Annotated in this window: 12 protein-coding genes; all 12 read right to left on the reverse strand. The window is 49.4% G+C overall.

Going from position 1 to position 14,944, the window contains the following annotated elements:
* Positions 1-18: 18 nt before the first annotated feature.
* The 12 genes from CHR62_RS14395 to CHR62_RS14450 all read right to left on the reverse strand — a co-directional run bounded on the left by CHR62_RS14395 (position 19) and on the right by CHR62_RS14450 (position 14,904).
* On the reverse strand, positions 19-711 hold the full coding sequence (locus CHR62_RS14395) for a hypothetical protein (protein ID WP_123661384.1): 693 nt from the start codon (positions 709-711) through the stop codon (positions 19-21).
* A gap of 19 nt (positions 712-730) precedes the next feature.
* Positions 731-1,564, reverse strand: coding sequence for a class I SAM-dependent methyltransferase (locus CHR62_RS14400; protein ID WP_123661385.1), 834 nt, complete (start codon positions 1,562-1,564; stop codon positions 731-733).
* Between the two features lie 24 nt (positions 1,565-1,588).
* The gene (locus CHR62_RS14405; protein WP_123661386.1) at positions 1,589-3,217 is read right to left on the reverse strand and encodes a hypothetical protein; all 1,629 of its coding nucleotides are present in this window, start codon (positions 3,215-3,217) and stop codon (positions 1,589-1,591) included.
* A complete protein-coding gene (locus CHR62_RS14410; RefSeq protein ID WP_123661387.1) occupies positions 3,214-4,515 on the reverse strand; it encodes a polysaccharide ABC transporter ATP-binding protein in 1,302 nt (433 codons plus the stop codon). The genes CHR62_RS14405 and CHR62_RS14410 overlap by 4 nt, the downstream gene beginning before the upstream one ends.
* Positions 4,502-5,293, reverse strand: a complete 792-nt coding sequence (locus tag CHR62_RS14415) for an ABC transporter permease (RefSeq protein ID WP_123661388.1) — start codon at positions 5,291-5,293, stop codon at positions 4,502-4,504. The genes CHR62_RS14410 and CHR62_RS14415 overlap by 14 nt, the downstream gene beginning before the upstream one ends.
* Positions 5,294-5,360: 67 nt before the next feature.
* Positions 5,361-6,098, reverse strand: coding sequence for a methionyl-tRNA formyltransferase (locus CHR62_RS14420; protein WP_123661389.1), 738 nt, complete (start codon positions 6,096-6,098; stop codon positions 5,361-5,363).
* A 209-nt stretch (positions 6,099-6,307) separates the two neighbouring features.
* Positions 6,308-8,182 carry an asparagine synthase (glutamine-hydrolyzing) gene (gene asnB, locus CHR62_RS14425; RefSeq protein WP_123661390.1) on the reverse strand — a complete coding sequence of 625 codons (1,875 nt, stop codon included), beginning with the start codon at positions 8,180-8,182 and terminating at the stop codon, positions 6,308-6,310.
* Positions 8,182-9,363: a DegT/DnrJ/EryC1/StrS aminotransferase family protein gene (locus CHR62_RS14430; RefSeq protein ID WP_123661391.1), complete on the reverse strand. Its 1,182-nt coding sequence runs from the start codon at positions 9,361-9,363 to the stop codon at positions 8,182-8,184. Before CHR62_RS14430 ends, asnB begins: the two co-directional genes overlap by 1 nt.
* Entirely contained in the window at positions 9,360-10,361 is a 1,002-nt protein-coding gene (locus CHR62_RS14435; protein WP_123661392.1) for an NAD-dependent epimerase/dehydratase family protein, read from the reverse strand. Before CHR62_RS14435 ends, CHR62_RS14430 begins: the two co-directional genes overlap by 4 nt.
* 472 nt (positions 10,362-10,833) lie before the next feature.
* Positions 10,834-11,919, reverse strand: a complete 1,086-nt coding sequence (locus tag CHR62_RS14440; RefSeq protein WP_199722963.1) for a DegT/DnrJ/EryC1/StrS aminotransferase family protein — start codon at positions 11,917-11,919, stop codon at positions 10,834-10,836.
* A 544-nt stretch (positions 11,920-12,463) separates the two neighbouring features.
* Positions 12,464-13,825, reverse strand: coding sequence for an O-antigen ligase (locus tag CHR62_RS14445; protein WP_123661394.1), 1,362 nt, complete (start codon positions 13,823-13,825; stop codon positions 12,464-12,466).
* 38 nt (positions 13,826-13,863) lie between these two features.
* Entirely contained in the window at positions 13,864-14,904 is a 1,041-nt protein-coding gene (locus CHR62_RS14450) for a TRAP transporter substrate-binding protein (RefSeq protein WP_123661395.1), read from the reverse strand.
* Positions 14,905-14,944: the final 40 nt, after the last annotated feature.

The following is a 14,944-nucleotide window of genomic DNA, read 5'->3' on the forward strand; positions in this document are numbered from 1 at the left end:
TACACCTTGAGCGGGAGGTCAAGCCACCCAATAAGTTGGGTGCGTGAGAATTAAGTAATTACAGCCCCTACGAAGCAAAGGCGGCAACTTCGTCATATCGCTGAAAACCGCACGCTCGCCGGTAAGCGGGTCGCGATCACAGTCCTGAAAGACCCGATGATACGGACGCAGATCGGCAGTGCAATCACTGTAATCAAAGCCGAGTGCTTTGAGATTCTTTGCAGCATATGAAGTAAACGCCAAGCGGCGGGCCAGATGTAGCTCGCCTAAACCGTGTACTGTAAATGTCTTTGGCTCAAAACCGTATGCTTTTAAGAACGCTAACCGCTCTCTCTCCAGCGCCCCCAAATAGTCCTCATAAACGTAGCAGGACGTGTGCAGACCAAAAAGGACTCCCTTAGCTCGATAGGTTTCTACCAGGGCAGCGGCATCCTCAGGAGCGTATGCTTCGCCGTCAACACGCAAAAAAACCGCGATAGGGATGTTCTCATTTAGATTAAGTTCTAACATTGCAGCAGCGCCAGTGACGCAGCCCGCATAATCAATATCGTGCCTAAAGAAAACGCGCGAAGTCTTGCCGACTGCGTCGGACACATCGAGCCGTTCTATCGGCAAACCTTGGCGCTTCACCTGTTTTATAACGGAATGGTACAAAGACAGTGAATAAGGTGCGCAACTGACTACCCTGCGCTTGTCGAAGGCACGATTCAACTGCCATCTTCGGATGTATTCAGATAGCATGAGCAACAATAATAGGCATGCCCTCGTAACCTTCGGTATCACCTCGGGACAACATCGAAAGATAGACGAAGGCGGGTAGGAACGGGAGTTGCAAAACGATTTTCCCTGTTGCCAGGAAGTGATGGAACTGCCTCCAAGCGAACCAATCACCCGCTCGCCGCCCCGGAGAATGGCTGATACTACCTATTGCAAAGCCATAGTCGGATAAAAGCGCTGTCATATCATCCACGCCGAGGAAATCATTGCGTGAAGTACCCGCCGAACGCTGAAATGCTAATGCGTAATCGGCGTAGCTAGAAGGGAAACGATCGGAATATCTATGACGAAGCTTCGCCAGCCGTGGGTCGTTCATCTCATATGCACGACGAATCGGAATAGGTCCTACACCGTTGGCGACAACAAGCCTGCCCCCCGGCTTAATCACACGTCTAATTTCTCTAACAAAAGGCTCTGGCTCAGGTAGCATAGGCAAAACCTCTGACGCAAGAACAACGTCAAACTTTCCGTCTTCAAAAGGTAGAGAAGCACCGCTAGCTTGTTGGTACTTTAGCCGCCCTCTCAAACTCGACGGGATCCGAATAGTATTGACGAATGGGTTAACGTCGACCCCTACGGCATTAGCGCCCTCACGCGCGAGTTCAACCGTAAGATATCCTGAACCACATCCGACGTCGAGTGCCTGCATTCCCTCACGTACATCCAAGGCCTTGAACAACGCATCTGCCTGCAATCGCTTTAATAAGTTAGGCTCACCAAAAAAACGCCCCTTCAAGTCCACCTTGAAAGACCCGCGTTGCAAGTAGCCAAAGTTCAGTCTTGCCATCTCAATCCACTCCCTTCATAACTCTCAATCATATTGAGGCCCCCGCCCACCACCATGGCTTCGTAGACCTATAACTAAATACGTATCATTGGAAAACAGGTCTTTCCCATCTATTGTTCCGTAATCACACCCCCAGGCAGCTTTACAGGCAGCAATAGTTGAGCGATGAAGGACGACGATGTCTGCACGCACACTTCGCCAACTAGAGTAGACCTGTTGCGGGCTGGGGTAAGGATAACGACTCCCACCTTCAAAAAGACGCTCGAAATCCGCCTGCCTTTCTCGCTCCGGAGTGTTCGTAAACCACCAAATATAACGGTGCTGAGTAGCTGCATAGGCTATAGGATATGCCAATCGACCAGGCACCGAATATATAACGTGAGACGGTTCCTGAGCCAGCCAGTCAAGGAGCTCCTTTGTGTCAGAAGAGCTCGCAACCCCGGATCCTATCGCTCTGTTTCTAAGCAGCGGGTACCAAGCAACAGCAAGACGCATCACCGAGTACGCTATCAACCCGCCGAGCCAAACATTTAGGTCCGACGCGACTGCAGTCAGGAGAAAAAGAGCAGGAGCAATCACAACCTCCAAGTACCGCTCCCCTTCCCCAAGGAATTTGAAGGAATCCGTCGTGGTAATAAGAGCAACGACAACCGCTGCAAGAATCAGTGCCAGGAGAACGAAGACAACCTGTGACACAGGATGATTGAATATCAACGCCGCCAGGGCAAACCATATAGCTGGGCTATTAGTAAAAATTTTGACTAATGGATGGTTGAGTACCAAACGCAGCGCAGAGCGCACGCCACCTCGCCTTAGCAAGTGAGCCGCCTCACGAAACTGCCTGGTCGAAAACGAGTTTACGTAATCGCCGACATGGACGAGATAACGAGCGTAGAAAGCCGTATGGCGCAAACTTCCTTTCCAAACGAATAGGGCATACCCACCGGACAATATCGTCGCGCATGCGACAAGAAGCACTAACACCATCAACGGCTTAAAGTCTAATAGGCCTAGCGCGACCAACGGCGTAATAAATACTATGGCCTGCATACCGAATTTACTACTGACTGCAACAATACAGCCGGCTATAAGCGCACATCCAAACGCCGCGGGATGCCCAGCTATCAGCCACGCACTCAATGATAAGAAATACAAATTGCTGAAAAGAAAACCAAAGACACGCTCATTTAGAAAAGCCCCTCGACGCACATCTATCGACAAACCAGGACTCAATATCCATGCCACCGCCATAGTTATAGGCAAAAAAACTGTCGTTATACCGGTAAACTCTGGCACCCAAAAATAGAATGCCAAGAATATCATCGTTGCGTGTATCGCCTCGACTGTAGGACTAAACAACCATTCGAAACGCTCCAGCGTACGCTTTGAAAATAGCGACAAAAACCAATGAAAAAAAGCGGGATAGTCTTGTGGACCGGAGAGAATAAACTCAGGGGTGTTTTTTGGCAGACGGTGACTATTACGTCGAATGATTTCAGCTAATAGAAGATGAGTCATTGCATCGCCGAAATCCCCACCAAGGGCAAATTTGCTACGCCACGGGCTTTGCCCTATAACCATCCGCCCGCCCACACGAAGCATGAGCGTCGACAAAAAAATCGCACCTGCAGCAGCGAGAACCTCTAAACTCATGTTCGCATTTCTCGGTCCGGCCTGTGCTCGAAGACACAAGGCTGCCAGTAGGCCGCATTACGATCGCCTATATTTCCAGCACGACCCGAGAAAAACCGGCCCAGATTTTTGTATTCACAATAGACAGTAGGCCCGTTCTGAATCATCAACCAAAAACTATACTCATCGTTCAAAGCTAATAAGGGAGAAAAGAGTACATCTATCTCACCAGAACTACCAAGCCTAAGCTCATAGTCTTCCGTCATTTGCGAGACAGGGTTGTAATAATAGTTAGTAGATACCTCACCCAACCACTGTCCGTCTCGAACCCTCATCACACCTAAGAAACAACTAACCTGCGTCCCATCCGGCAGAGAACTCGAATACCTGATGCGAAAAATAACCGGCTCTCCCGTGTAAGCCCCGTCTATCCGATGGCCTTCAGCATTCACCATTGTGAAGGATTGAACCTGTACCTCACCCGTACCCGAATGCATTCGCAAGTCTGATGACGCCACCGCTCTTACCTTTTGGACTTCACGCTTGAACGCCCATGCGTTATATGCGGCCACGATATCCTCTGGCTTACCCTCTTGTACAACACTACCGTCAGTCACAAGAATCGCGCGACTGCAAAGCTCCTGAATTTGCCCAAGATTATGCGACACAAAAAGAATTGTCGCACCACTATTGCATAAATCAGCGATACGCTGAGCACACTTTCGTACAAAGTAAGAGTCCCCGGTAGCAAGTGCTTCGTCCACAATAAGAATATCTGGATCGATGCTCATAGAAATCGAAAATAACAGTCGCGCCTTCATACCCGAGGAATAAGTGCGAAACGGACGGTCGATAAAATCCCCAAGCTCAGCAAACTCGACAATACCTGGCGTTTTAGCTTCAATTGTTTCCGGCGACATGCCAAGCAACAAACCGCCGAACAAAATATTTTCGCGGCCACTAAATTCGGGGTGTACCCCGACCCCTAGTGCTAACAAGGCTGTCAGCTTCCCACGCACGACTATTTCACCCTCATCAGTCGGCAGCAATCCAGCGATCATTTTAAGGAGCGTGGTCTTTCCCGCTCCGTTAGGACCGACGATCCCAACGATTTCGCCCCGACGCACAGTCAGCGAGACATTACGTATAGCTCGAAAAGACTTAAAGTACTTCTCACGTTTCCAAAAAAACAAGAGCTCTTTAACGGGCCCCGTGATTGCACTGTGATACAGCTTAAAATTCTTGGATACATTACGCACCTCAATAGCATAGTCAACAGTGCCCCGCGGCTCTTTAATAACAACATCAGAGATACTCATTAATGGCTACCTTAGCACGATCAACAACCCAGGCCCCTAGGACGAATACACCCAAACTCATGAACAAAAATATCAGCCAACTGAAGACATGGAAGGTTCCGAACAGAATATCGCGAAAGCAAATTACGATATGAGATATCGGGTTAAACAGTATCAATTGCCAGAGACGCTCACCCACAAGCTGGGGGCTCAACATGACTGGCGAAAGATATACAGAAAGCCCCAGCAGGACAGCTATCACTTCTCGTAAATCCTTTAATACTGCGCCAACAGTCATTAATAGCCAAGACGCGCCCAACGAGAAAGCCAAGGTCAATAAAATAGGTAAAGGTAACAATATCCAAGAAAAAGACACCTTCCCACCAGCGACCATAAGAACCACAAGAATAACAAAACCAACAAACGGACCAACGGCGCTAGCAAGTAAAGATGTGGCAGGCAAGGTTTCGAGTGGATAGCTGACCTGTTTAAGAATTTCCATACGCTCCCGCACCAGCGAAGGGGCCTCTTCAAGCGTGCGTTGGACTACTTGCCAAATAACCAAACCAGAAAGCACATAAATAAATAGATCTCCAGCTGAAGCCTCCAGACGCCCAGCAGAAAATATATATAGCACCGTCATATAAGCAAACAAATGAATAATTGGGCGGATCAATAACCAAGCCAGCCCCAAAATCGATCCCTTATTTTTAGCCTGCATTTCGTACTTCGCCATCATCAGCGTGAAGCGCCGATTAGACCAAAGCGCCTGGACGGTTCTTAGAATGGCGCGAATCATTTCTCACCCACTTTCAATATAGTTCGGATTATAAATCTTGCCGATATGCTGCATATGGAGCAACTACTCACTGCCCCTCCTTACACCTGCCCTGGCTGTCAACACAAAGCCACTGATAAAGACTTTCACCCCGGAGCCTCTGCTCACCAATCTCAGCTTCTTCAAGCAACAAAACACCTTGACCACACACTACCCCAACGTCACTACCTATCAAGAGAGGACTACCTGGCGGAAGCGTGGAATCATACTCAACGGCACGTGCCTTCCACACATAGACTCGAGCATGCAGATGCAAAAAGAACGCACCGGGATAAGGCCTCGTTTGAGCACGAACAAATCGCTCCAGATAGCAGGCTTTGTTCAACCAATCAATCACGCCATCCTCAGGACCACGTTGTGGCATTACACGACGGCCTTCCTGACTCTGAGGACGCAACACGGCTGTGCCCAATGCCAGTTCCGGCAACGCGCTTCTCAGCAAATCAAGCCCTCGACTCTCTATACGTTCATATAAGGCTGCAATAGTGTCATCTTCAAATATTGGCTCCTCCGCTTGCGCAACAATTGGACCACTATCTACCCCATCGTCCATTTGGAATAGAGTAATGCCAGTCTTCTTTTCCCCGTTGATAATGGCCCAAACTAGTGGCGCCCCTCCACTGTAATCGGGCAACAGCGAAGCATGCAGCCCGTAAGCTGGCGCGAGATCTCGCCAGCTTTTAGGCACCATGTGATACCAGCCCACTACTAGAAAAGCGTCCGGCCTCCAGCTCCTTACAACGTCCAATAGCGCCGAATCATTCATACCATTGGTTATGACTTGACAGGGCAAACTGAGGTCCGCTGCAAAGCTAGCTAGATCGGCGTACAAGACGTTAGTAACGCCTTGCGGGCGATAAGAAATAGGAAAGCTTCGCGGAGCGGTAACGACGCCAGTCAGGTTGCATCCGGGAGCACTCTTCGCTAACTCCAAGCACCGCAAGCCAAAGCGACTGGCTCCTATAAAAACAAAATTCAAAGGTTACTTCCCATCCACGCTTCCACACTCAGCAAAGACCAAATCAACAATCGACGATTTTCTTGCCCATCCAAGTGCTGATTAATCAAGCTCCTAACCGAATCCGCATCCAGATACTCGTAAATCCGAGGGTTGCCCGACAAGAGCTTGCGACGCACAAACTCAATGCTTTCCCCCTTAAACCAACTTGCATCTGGAGACGAGAAGCCCTGCTTTTCGGCACCGGCAACAGTCTCCGGTATGAGTCTCTTCATTACATCCCGGAGGATTTGTTTGCCATCATTTGTTTTCTGAAAATACTTTCCGGTTTTACTTCCTGGCTCGTTTTCATTAATACGGAGAACACTTTTTAAATTATTAAGCTTAAGGGAGACAGGACAACTCATGGCGAAATCGACAAGGTCATTATCCATAAACGGGACACGCGCCTCCAATCCGTGAGCCATGCTGAGTTTATCCTCAACGATAAAAAGTCCGTGTAGAAAAGTTTTTGCCTCGAAATAGAGCGAATGATTAATATAGTCTTCGGGACGATCCAGCTCATTGTCATGAGTTAGAAATACATCTCGAAAGATATCCCTAGTCCAAACATGATTGACATCTGCCCATATGGGGGCAAACACCTGAGACAAGGCTCTGTTCGGTATCAAACGCTGCCAAAAACTATAGTACTGGTCGATGTAATGCTCAAAGTCTTGATTAACTACCGCCCGATAGTAGCGCCAGGGGTACCCACCGAACAGCTCGTCTCCCCCAGCACCGGACATCACCACTTTTACGAATCGACTCGCCAACTTTGCCGCATAGTAATTCGGATAACTTTGCCCTACACGCGGCTCCTCAAGATGCCTCACCAAGGCAGGCATGCACCGCTCCATGTCACCTGCCTTTAGAACCATCTCGTAGTGCTCAGTTTTGAACCGGGCTGACATTTCCTCGGCCTTGATTCTCTCGTCAAAGCCAAGCTCTATGCCAGATGCAGAACTTAGATCGAATCCGCAGGTAAATGTTTTCAGGTTAGGAAAAGACTGCGCTGCAACAGCCGTAATCGAGCCACTATCCATACCGCCACTAAGATAAGCGCCCAACTCTACGTCACTGACAAGCTGGCGATTAACAGCCTGAGTGAACAACCGATCCAACTCTTCCACGTAAGCTTGCTTGTCCTTGGCCCGCTCAGGCTCACGGAACCTGTAATCCCAGTAGCGCGTCAAAGTTAGACGCCCGCCCCGCTCAAGATCAACTTGCGCAAAGTGCCCCGCGGGCAACAACTTGACACCCTCTAAGAGAGTGCGATCGGTGAATATGTTCTGAAAAGTAAAATACTCAAGCAGCGCCGCTTTATCCAGAGCGCGTCGAAACTTGGGGTGCGCTGTAATGGCCTTCTGTTCAGAGCCAAAAGAAAAGACGTTTCCTTGCTGTGCATAATAAAGCGGCTTGACTCCGTAGCGATCTCGGGCCAACAACAGCTTGCGCTCTTTCCGATCGAAGATCGCCAATGCGAACATGCCATTAAAACGCAAAAGCGCATTATTACCCCAGTGAGCAAAGGCATTTAGAACAACTTCCGTATCAGTCTTGGAGCGAAACCAATAGCCGGCTGCCTCCAACTCCGCCCTCAACTCCAGATAGTTATAAACCTCGCCGTTATAACTCAGCACATAGCGATGATCAGAGCTGATCATGGGCTGGTGCCCTGCAGGAGACAGATCAATGATCGACAGTCGACGATGCCCTATCCCAACATTTCCTTCGACCCAATGCCCCTCCCCATCAGGGCCACGATGGGCTATCGCATCGGTCATCCGTTGAAGAGTCACCGGCGACACTGACACGCTATCAAGATTTAACAATCCCGCAATTCCGCACATCAGAAGCTCACGCTCTCTATGTGGCGAATAACGTAGTTTTGCTCCTCATCACTCATCCCGTGAAACAATGGCAAAGAGATGCTGCAATGATTTGCAGCATAAGCCTGGGGGTAATCTTCCGGCTTCAGGCCGTACTTATCACGATAAAACCTCAACATATGTACAGCATGTGTCGCGGGCCGCGTCGAAATACCCACCTGCTGCAACTTATCCATCCAGTCGTTGCGCATTTGATTAATGCGCTGAATCGAGGCAGGAGTTACAGACTCCGGTTGAAATAGACACGGATAACTCTGATAACCATGTTCGTAACCATGAATGTGAACAGGCGTGCGCAACCACTGAAGTTTTTCAAAAGCTTGGTCATACACTTGGGCCAAACGTTGTCGTTCAGTGACTATTTCGGTCGCGCGATCCATTTGAGCGGAACCTAAAGCTGCCTGCAGGTCGGTCATTCGCTGGTTATAGCCTGCGTCCGGATGATCCGCTAAAAGGTATGGCCTAGCACCCAAATGACGCTGCAAGTCGCTCATGGCGGCACCATGATCGCGCAAGCGACGCAGCTTTTCGGCAAGCACATCACTGTTAGTAGTGACCATACCACCCTCGCCGGTAGTAATGGCCTTACGCGGGTGGAAACTGAAACATCCCGCATCACCCAGAGTACCAACGTGTCGACCATGATAACGCGCACCAAAACCACAGGCGGCATCCTCAACTACACAAATGTTGTGCTTTTTGGCCACAGCATTGATAGCATCCATGTCTGCCGAAAGGCCGAACAAATGCACGGGCAGTATGGCTCGCGTGCGCCCCGTAATCTTTGATGGGAGCTGCTCAACATCGAGGTTAAAGGTTTCAGGATCGATGTCGCAAAATACAACTTTACCACCTAGATGCTCTACCACATTAGCAGTGGCAATCCAGGTAAAAGCAGGCACAATAGCCTCATCTCCCGGCCCAAAACCAAGTGCAGCTAAAGCCAAGTGCAACCCCGTGGTACAAGACGTCACGGCAACGGAATGTTTAGCGCCAGTAAACGCACTCCATTTTTCTTCAAATTCGCGAACCTTCGGGCCTTGAACAAGCCAGCCGCTACGCAGCGGTTCGAGCACACTCAAAATCTCATGCTCTTCAAGAGAAGTTCGGGCAATGGGCACTCCTTGCACGAAATCACTCATACGGGTAACCCGACGGATTGTCGACGGACTGCAACTTGAGCCTTGTGCGTGGCACGCCAATCAATCAAGCGCTTAAGGCCTTCTCGCAAATCCAGCGTAGCTGTAAAGCCAATTTCGTCAGAAGCTTTCTTAGGACTACCGATACGATTACGTACCAACGTCGCTTGACTGCGTGGGGCGTAATTGATGGCCTTTTCGCACCCAGTAATTTCCAACAGCAATTCGGCGAGCTCTTTCAGTGACGTGCGCTTACCCGTACCTACGTTATAGAAACTATCAGTGGCATCGGCCTTCATGGCGCAGACGTTGGCTAGACCACAGTCTTCAACCGCAACAAAATCAAAAGCTTCCGAACCATCACCCATGATGGTCGGACTCTCACCTTTATCGATGGCGTCAAGCATCTTCATGATAACCGCGATATAAGCCCCATGATAATCTTGACGTGGACCATAGACATTCATGTAACGCAACCCAACAAAATCAAGGCCATAGCGGTGGTGATACGCGCGCAACATTGCCTCACCAGCAATTTTAGTTGCCCCGTAAAAATTCTTGTTATTAAAAGGATGATCCTCATCCATGGGCTCACGTACGGCGTCTCCATAAACCGAGGCCGAAGACGAGTAAACCAGACGTTTCACGCCCTTCGCTACGCAAGCCTCCATTACATTAAAAGTTCCACGAACATTTACATCGAAAGCACTCCGAGGGTATTCATGACATTGCAGCAACCACAGTGCTGCCAAGTGAAATACACCGTCAGCACCATCGAAGGCCGACTGCAGGATATCGGTCTGCAAAATGTCGCCGCCAACATCGTAAATTTTGACACGAGGGTCTCTCAAGGCGTCCTGAAGGTTCTCGCGACTTCCACGAACCAGGTTGTCATAAATTACTACCTCTTTAACGTCTTCTTTTAAAAGACAATCAACGGTATGCGAACCAATTAAGCCCGCACCACCAACTAACACAAGTTTTTTGCCACGAATATCCATGACTTTCCTCTAACTATTTTATTTTGGCTTATTACTGAATATAGTTGTCACACAAAGACCGCGCGGCCTGATGCGGACCTTGCTTCCGGCTCGATTATCCACAGCTGCCCTCATCAAGCACATCGACCTTAACACCATGACGCCGCGCACGGTCAGCAAGCATATCTAACTGGGAAGAGTCCTGCGGATCAGCAACGACCAGTATTTTCCCACACTCCCTCATACGCAGCCCATGCTCTCGATGGAACTCAGCCATTTCATGGCACCTTCCTTACATAGCTGAACCTTGAGCAGCCCGGAGGATAGTAAATCCCGCTGTGCAACAGACTGCTGTTTCTACCGCTGGTGTGCTTTCCTAGTTCCTGCTCTTTCTCAGGCAGAAAGACTTTGACTTCGGGATAGCGCTACTTTAACTCTAACGCAATAGTGATGGCTACGACGCCCACCCCAACAATTAAAAAATCAGCAGCGATCATGCACAGAGCTCATTCAGGATCTTCCGCTGCTGCTCATCTGTTAAATCCGGCCCCATGGGTAGGCTCATGACTTGTCTAGCCAACTGTTGAGCAACCGGTGTGCAATCAGGACAGCACAAGTGCCTGTAGGCAGGTTGCTCATTAAGAGGGACCGGATAATGTACCGCCGTAGGTATACCGGCGTCAGAGAGTTTTTTTTGCACTACTTCACGCCTAGGCGCGAAGAGCGTATATTGCGCAAAAACACTAGTTCGATCTGCTCGCTGCTGCACTCGCTTAACTCGAGCCTCATCTAATAGCGCATTGTATCGATTACCGATGGCGATGCGCTGCTCGACCTCCCAGTCAAAGCGCTCAAGCTTTGCAAGCACAACAGCACATTGAAGGGTGTCCATACGACCACCCACGCCAATACGAGTATGAACATAACGCTGACTTTGACCATGAGAGCGTATTTCGCGGCAAGCTTGAGCGATATTATCTTCGTTAGTAAAGATAGCACCACCATCACCGTAGCAACCGAGAGGTTTGCTGGGGAAAAAGCTAGTACAACCAATACTGCTTAGGTTACAACTTTTTCTTCCTTTGTAAGTTGCACCAAAACTTTGCGCGGCGTCTTCAATCACGGGGATATTTCCGTGACGCGCAGCAATAGCATTGATTTCATCCATATCGGCGGGCTGCCCATACAAGCTAACCGGAATGATAGCTTTGGTTCTTGCTGTAATCTTGGCTTCGATTTGAGTAGTATTGATATTGCAAGTATCCGGCTCAACATCGACATAGACAGGCACTGCACCAATCAGGACGATTACCTCGGCAGTAGCAACGAAAGTAAAAGGCGTAGTTATAACCTCATCACCAGGCCCAACCCCCAAAGCCATCAAACTGATAAGTAGCGCCTCGGTGCCGCTAGCGACGGTAATACAATGCTTACTACCGGTATACGCCGCAAGCTTTTCTTCCAGCTCGCCAACCTCCGGGCCCATGATGTACTGACCATGATCTAGCACACGATTAATGTTTTCTTGGATGCGGGGCTTTAGCGCACGGTATTGAGTTTTGAGGTCGACGAACGGTATGCTCATGTATTGACTCGCTGGATTATGTCTTAGGCGGTTTGCATGCTAACTGCTACGAAACGTATATTTTTTAGCCCGGCACCCACAAAGTATGCTGTGGTGTCTCGGCGGGGATTACTCGCCACGACCATTGCCACACTCCATACCCACGAACAGCACAGACCAACTTCATCAACGCATCCGACGCAAATTACCAAAATCGAAGCTAATTAGGAAGGCTACCACCCTGCCGTCAAAATCAGCAAACGCGATAACCCAGCTCAAATAACGATCAACGTAAGCTTCAAACACGTCAATAGCTGAGTGAGGCCTTCATAGCAGCGGAATTGTGCCACATTGCCATGCTTTTGAAATAGGCAAAGTCAAAAAAGACTACATACCACTTCGGTTTTCAGCCAATTTGCACGAACTTTCTGGCATAACTAAAACTTCGCGGCCTGCCCAAAGCACAACCTAAAGTTAGCCTAAAGAGGGCCGTCGGAGGAGGCACTCAAAAATACAAGTTAGCCGCAATGGTGACTATGATAAGAACCAATAAGCACTTTTAGTTATATCGACATCGTTTAGAAGCGATGCGATAGTCAGTCATGACGACAAATAGGGCAACAAAGGCAACATAAAACCCCATTGTGTTCATACGCCTGAACATCGTCTCAGGCAGACCAAACAAGAAAAAACCCAAACACACGGCCAGACCCATTGCTGCAGCAGCGCGTGTACCCGTAGGCACCTCTTTTCCTAGCAATCGTGGCAAAAAGTAAAAACAAGGCGCAAAGTAAATAAGCAACAAACCGATTGCCCCCGGCAAGCCAAAAGCGGCCAGCATCAGTAACACATCGTTATGCGGCTCCCCAAAATATATATCTACTGTCGACTGTGCGACCAAGCCTTTAGGCAACGCAGTGTGCTCGAGATAGTCTCCATACCGCCCACCGTCGCCCAACCCAACCCAAGGATGAGTAACACCTGCTTCGAGCGCTGACTGCCACAACTGAATACGAATACACATAGAACTAAACGCATATCCTTCTTCAGTTTTACAAGCGACAACTTCACTGATACCAACGGCAATTCGTCCACGTAAGGCATCATTGCTAAAAACGATTGCTAACATTATCGCGCACGCAATAGCAACTACCGTCACAGCACGCGCCCACCGTTTAAGACCAACAAAAACCGCAACGCCCAAGACAATAAACAAGGGCAGCCCTAGGAGACCGGTACGAGTTTGTGCAAAAATGAAGGCAGCAAAAGTGGCCAAGGCGACCAAAACTTTCAAGAACCCTTCCGACTTAGGCCAGGGGGTTAATTGCCACTTTAACGCGTAGACAGAAATAGCCCCTAACAGCAGCATAATGCTGGAGTAGGTCGTTAAAATTAAACCCGGCGTTAATGGCCGTGGGTTGCCACTAGCAATTAAGCTCAACAAAATGATCGTTGATACCAACCCGGCTATCAACACACCCCATAACGAATGCTTTAGTTTTTGAGGGTTAATATGGGGCAAGGCCAACAATAAGACCCACAACCCCAGAAAAAACCGCAACGCCCCCTCACTATTTGCCCCCGCCCAGTCACCGTAATAAATAGACGAAACCGCCACAGACAAAAACAACACGCTATAACTGGCAATAAGCCAACGGTAACGGTAAGTTTGCTCTGCTGCGCCAGCAAAGCGCTTTTGTACCAACAGCGCCAAACTGGCCGCGATAAGGGCGTAGAACACGCCGCTGGGCAGCGACGCGCTGGTCAGCAAGGCTACGGGCAGCAATGCATAAAGCACTACGATAAGATTGGGTAGCATGGAAGTAATATCTGTGAAGGCCGAAATGCCTTCGGATTGTAACGCTATGCCTTGCTGATTTAACGGGTGGGACAGCAGAAAACAAAAATCCGGCAGGCCCAAGTAACAGGCAACTGCCGGATTTAATTTGCAGTTAGCCGTTATTTAACCCGGTCCGCCACCTTAAGCGTCATGTTCATGGCTTCGGCGGTTGCCTTGTTTTCGTTCATTAGCTCAACCGTGGCAGCTTTCATTTTACCGAGCAGCTCGGTACGTTCTTGCTCGGGCAATTTATGCACGGTACCGCCCTGCTCTGCCCAAAGCTTGTAGGCATTGGCCTGGTCTTGCAAAACAAAGTCATACAGTTCGGGCTCAAGGGCAATGGCTTCTTCTTGCAGGATCTTCTGCAAGTCTTTGGGCAAGGTGTCCCACCATACTTTACTTACCAACATGACCTCGCCCATAACGCCGTCTTCTGTGGCGGTTACGTTGTCGACAATGTTGTACAGCTTAAGCGACGTGAAGGCTGGGGGTGAGCTTTTAATGCCGTCAATAGTGCCCTGCTGCAACGCGGTCACAATTTCGCTGAAGTCAACGGGGACGGCGGTCGCACCCATAAGCTCGGCGCCTTTGCGCTCGATGCGCGAGGCCAATACGCGTACTTTTTTACCATTGAAGTCGGCCAGTGATTTACCGGCAAACTTGGTGGCAAAAGCAGTATTGCCATAAATGTACATACCCAAACCAACCAGGCCTTTGCTTTCGCCGATTTTCATGAAGTACTCACGGAACTCGGGGTCGCTGAAGGTACGCTGGGCGTGGCGGGCATCGGTAAATACGCCGGGTACGTCCATAACCTGATACCGGGCGTCTACACCTACCAGGTAGGCGGCAGGCCCGGTATAGAACTCAATAGTGCCAAATTGCAGGCCTTCGATCATCCGTGCGTTAGACCCCAACTGCGCTGCGGGGTAAAGCTCGGTTTTAATCTGGCCCTGGCTGCGCTCTTCAATACGCTTGGCAAACCGCTTAATGGCCTCTGTTTGCACGTCATTAACGGTGGCGGTGGCCAGCTTCATTTTGTATTCGGCCGCCAGTGCCGACTGACTAAAAGCGCCTGCTACACACAGCACGGCAACGCTCAGGGCGCCGGCGAGTTTAGACAATGTCTTGCGTTTTTCTTGTTGGGTACGAATCAGCATTTCTATTCCTTTTTTTAAATTGGAAAACCACGACTAACTT

This window comes from Pusillimonas sp. NJUB218, assembly GCF_003788685.1.
Taxonomy (GTDB): domain Bacteria; phylum Pseudomonadota; class Gammaproteobacteria; order Burkholderiales; family Burkholderiaceae_B; genus Neopusillimonas.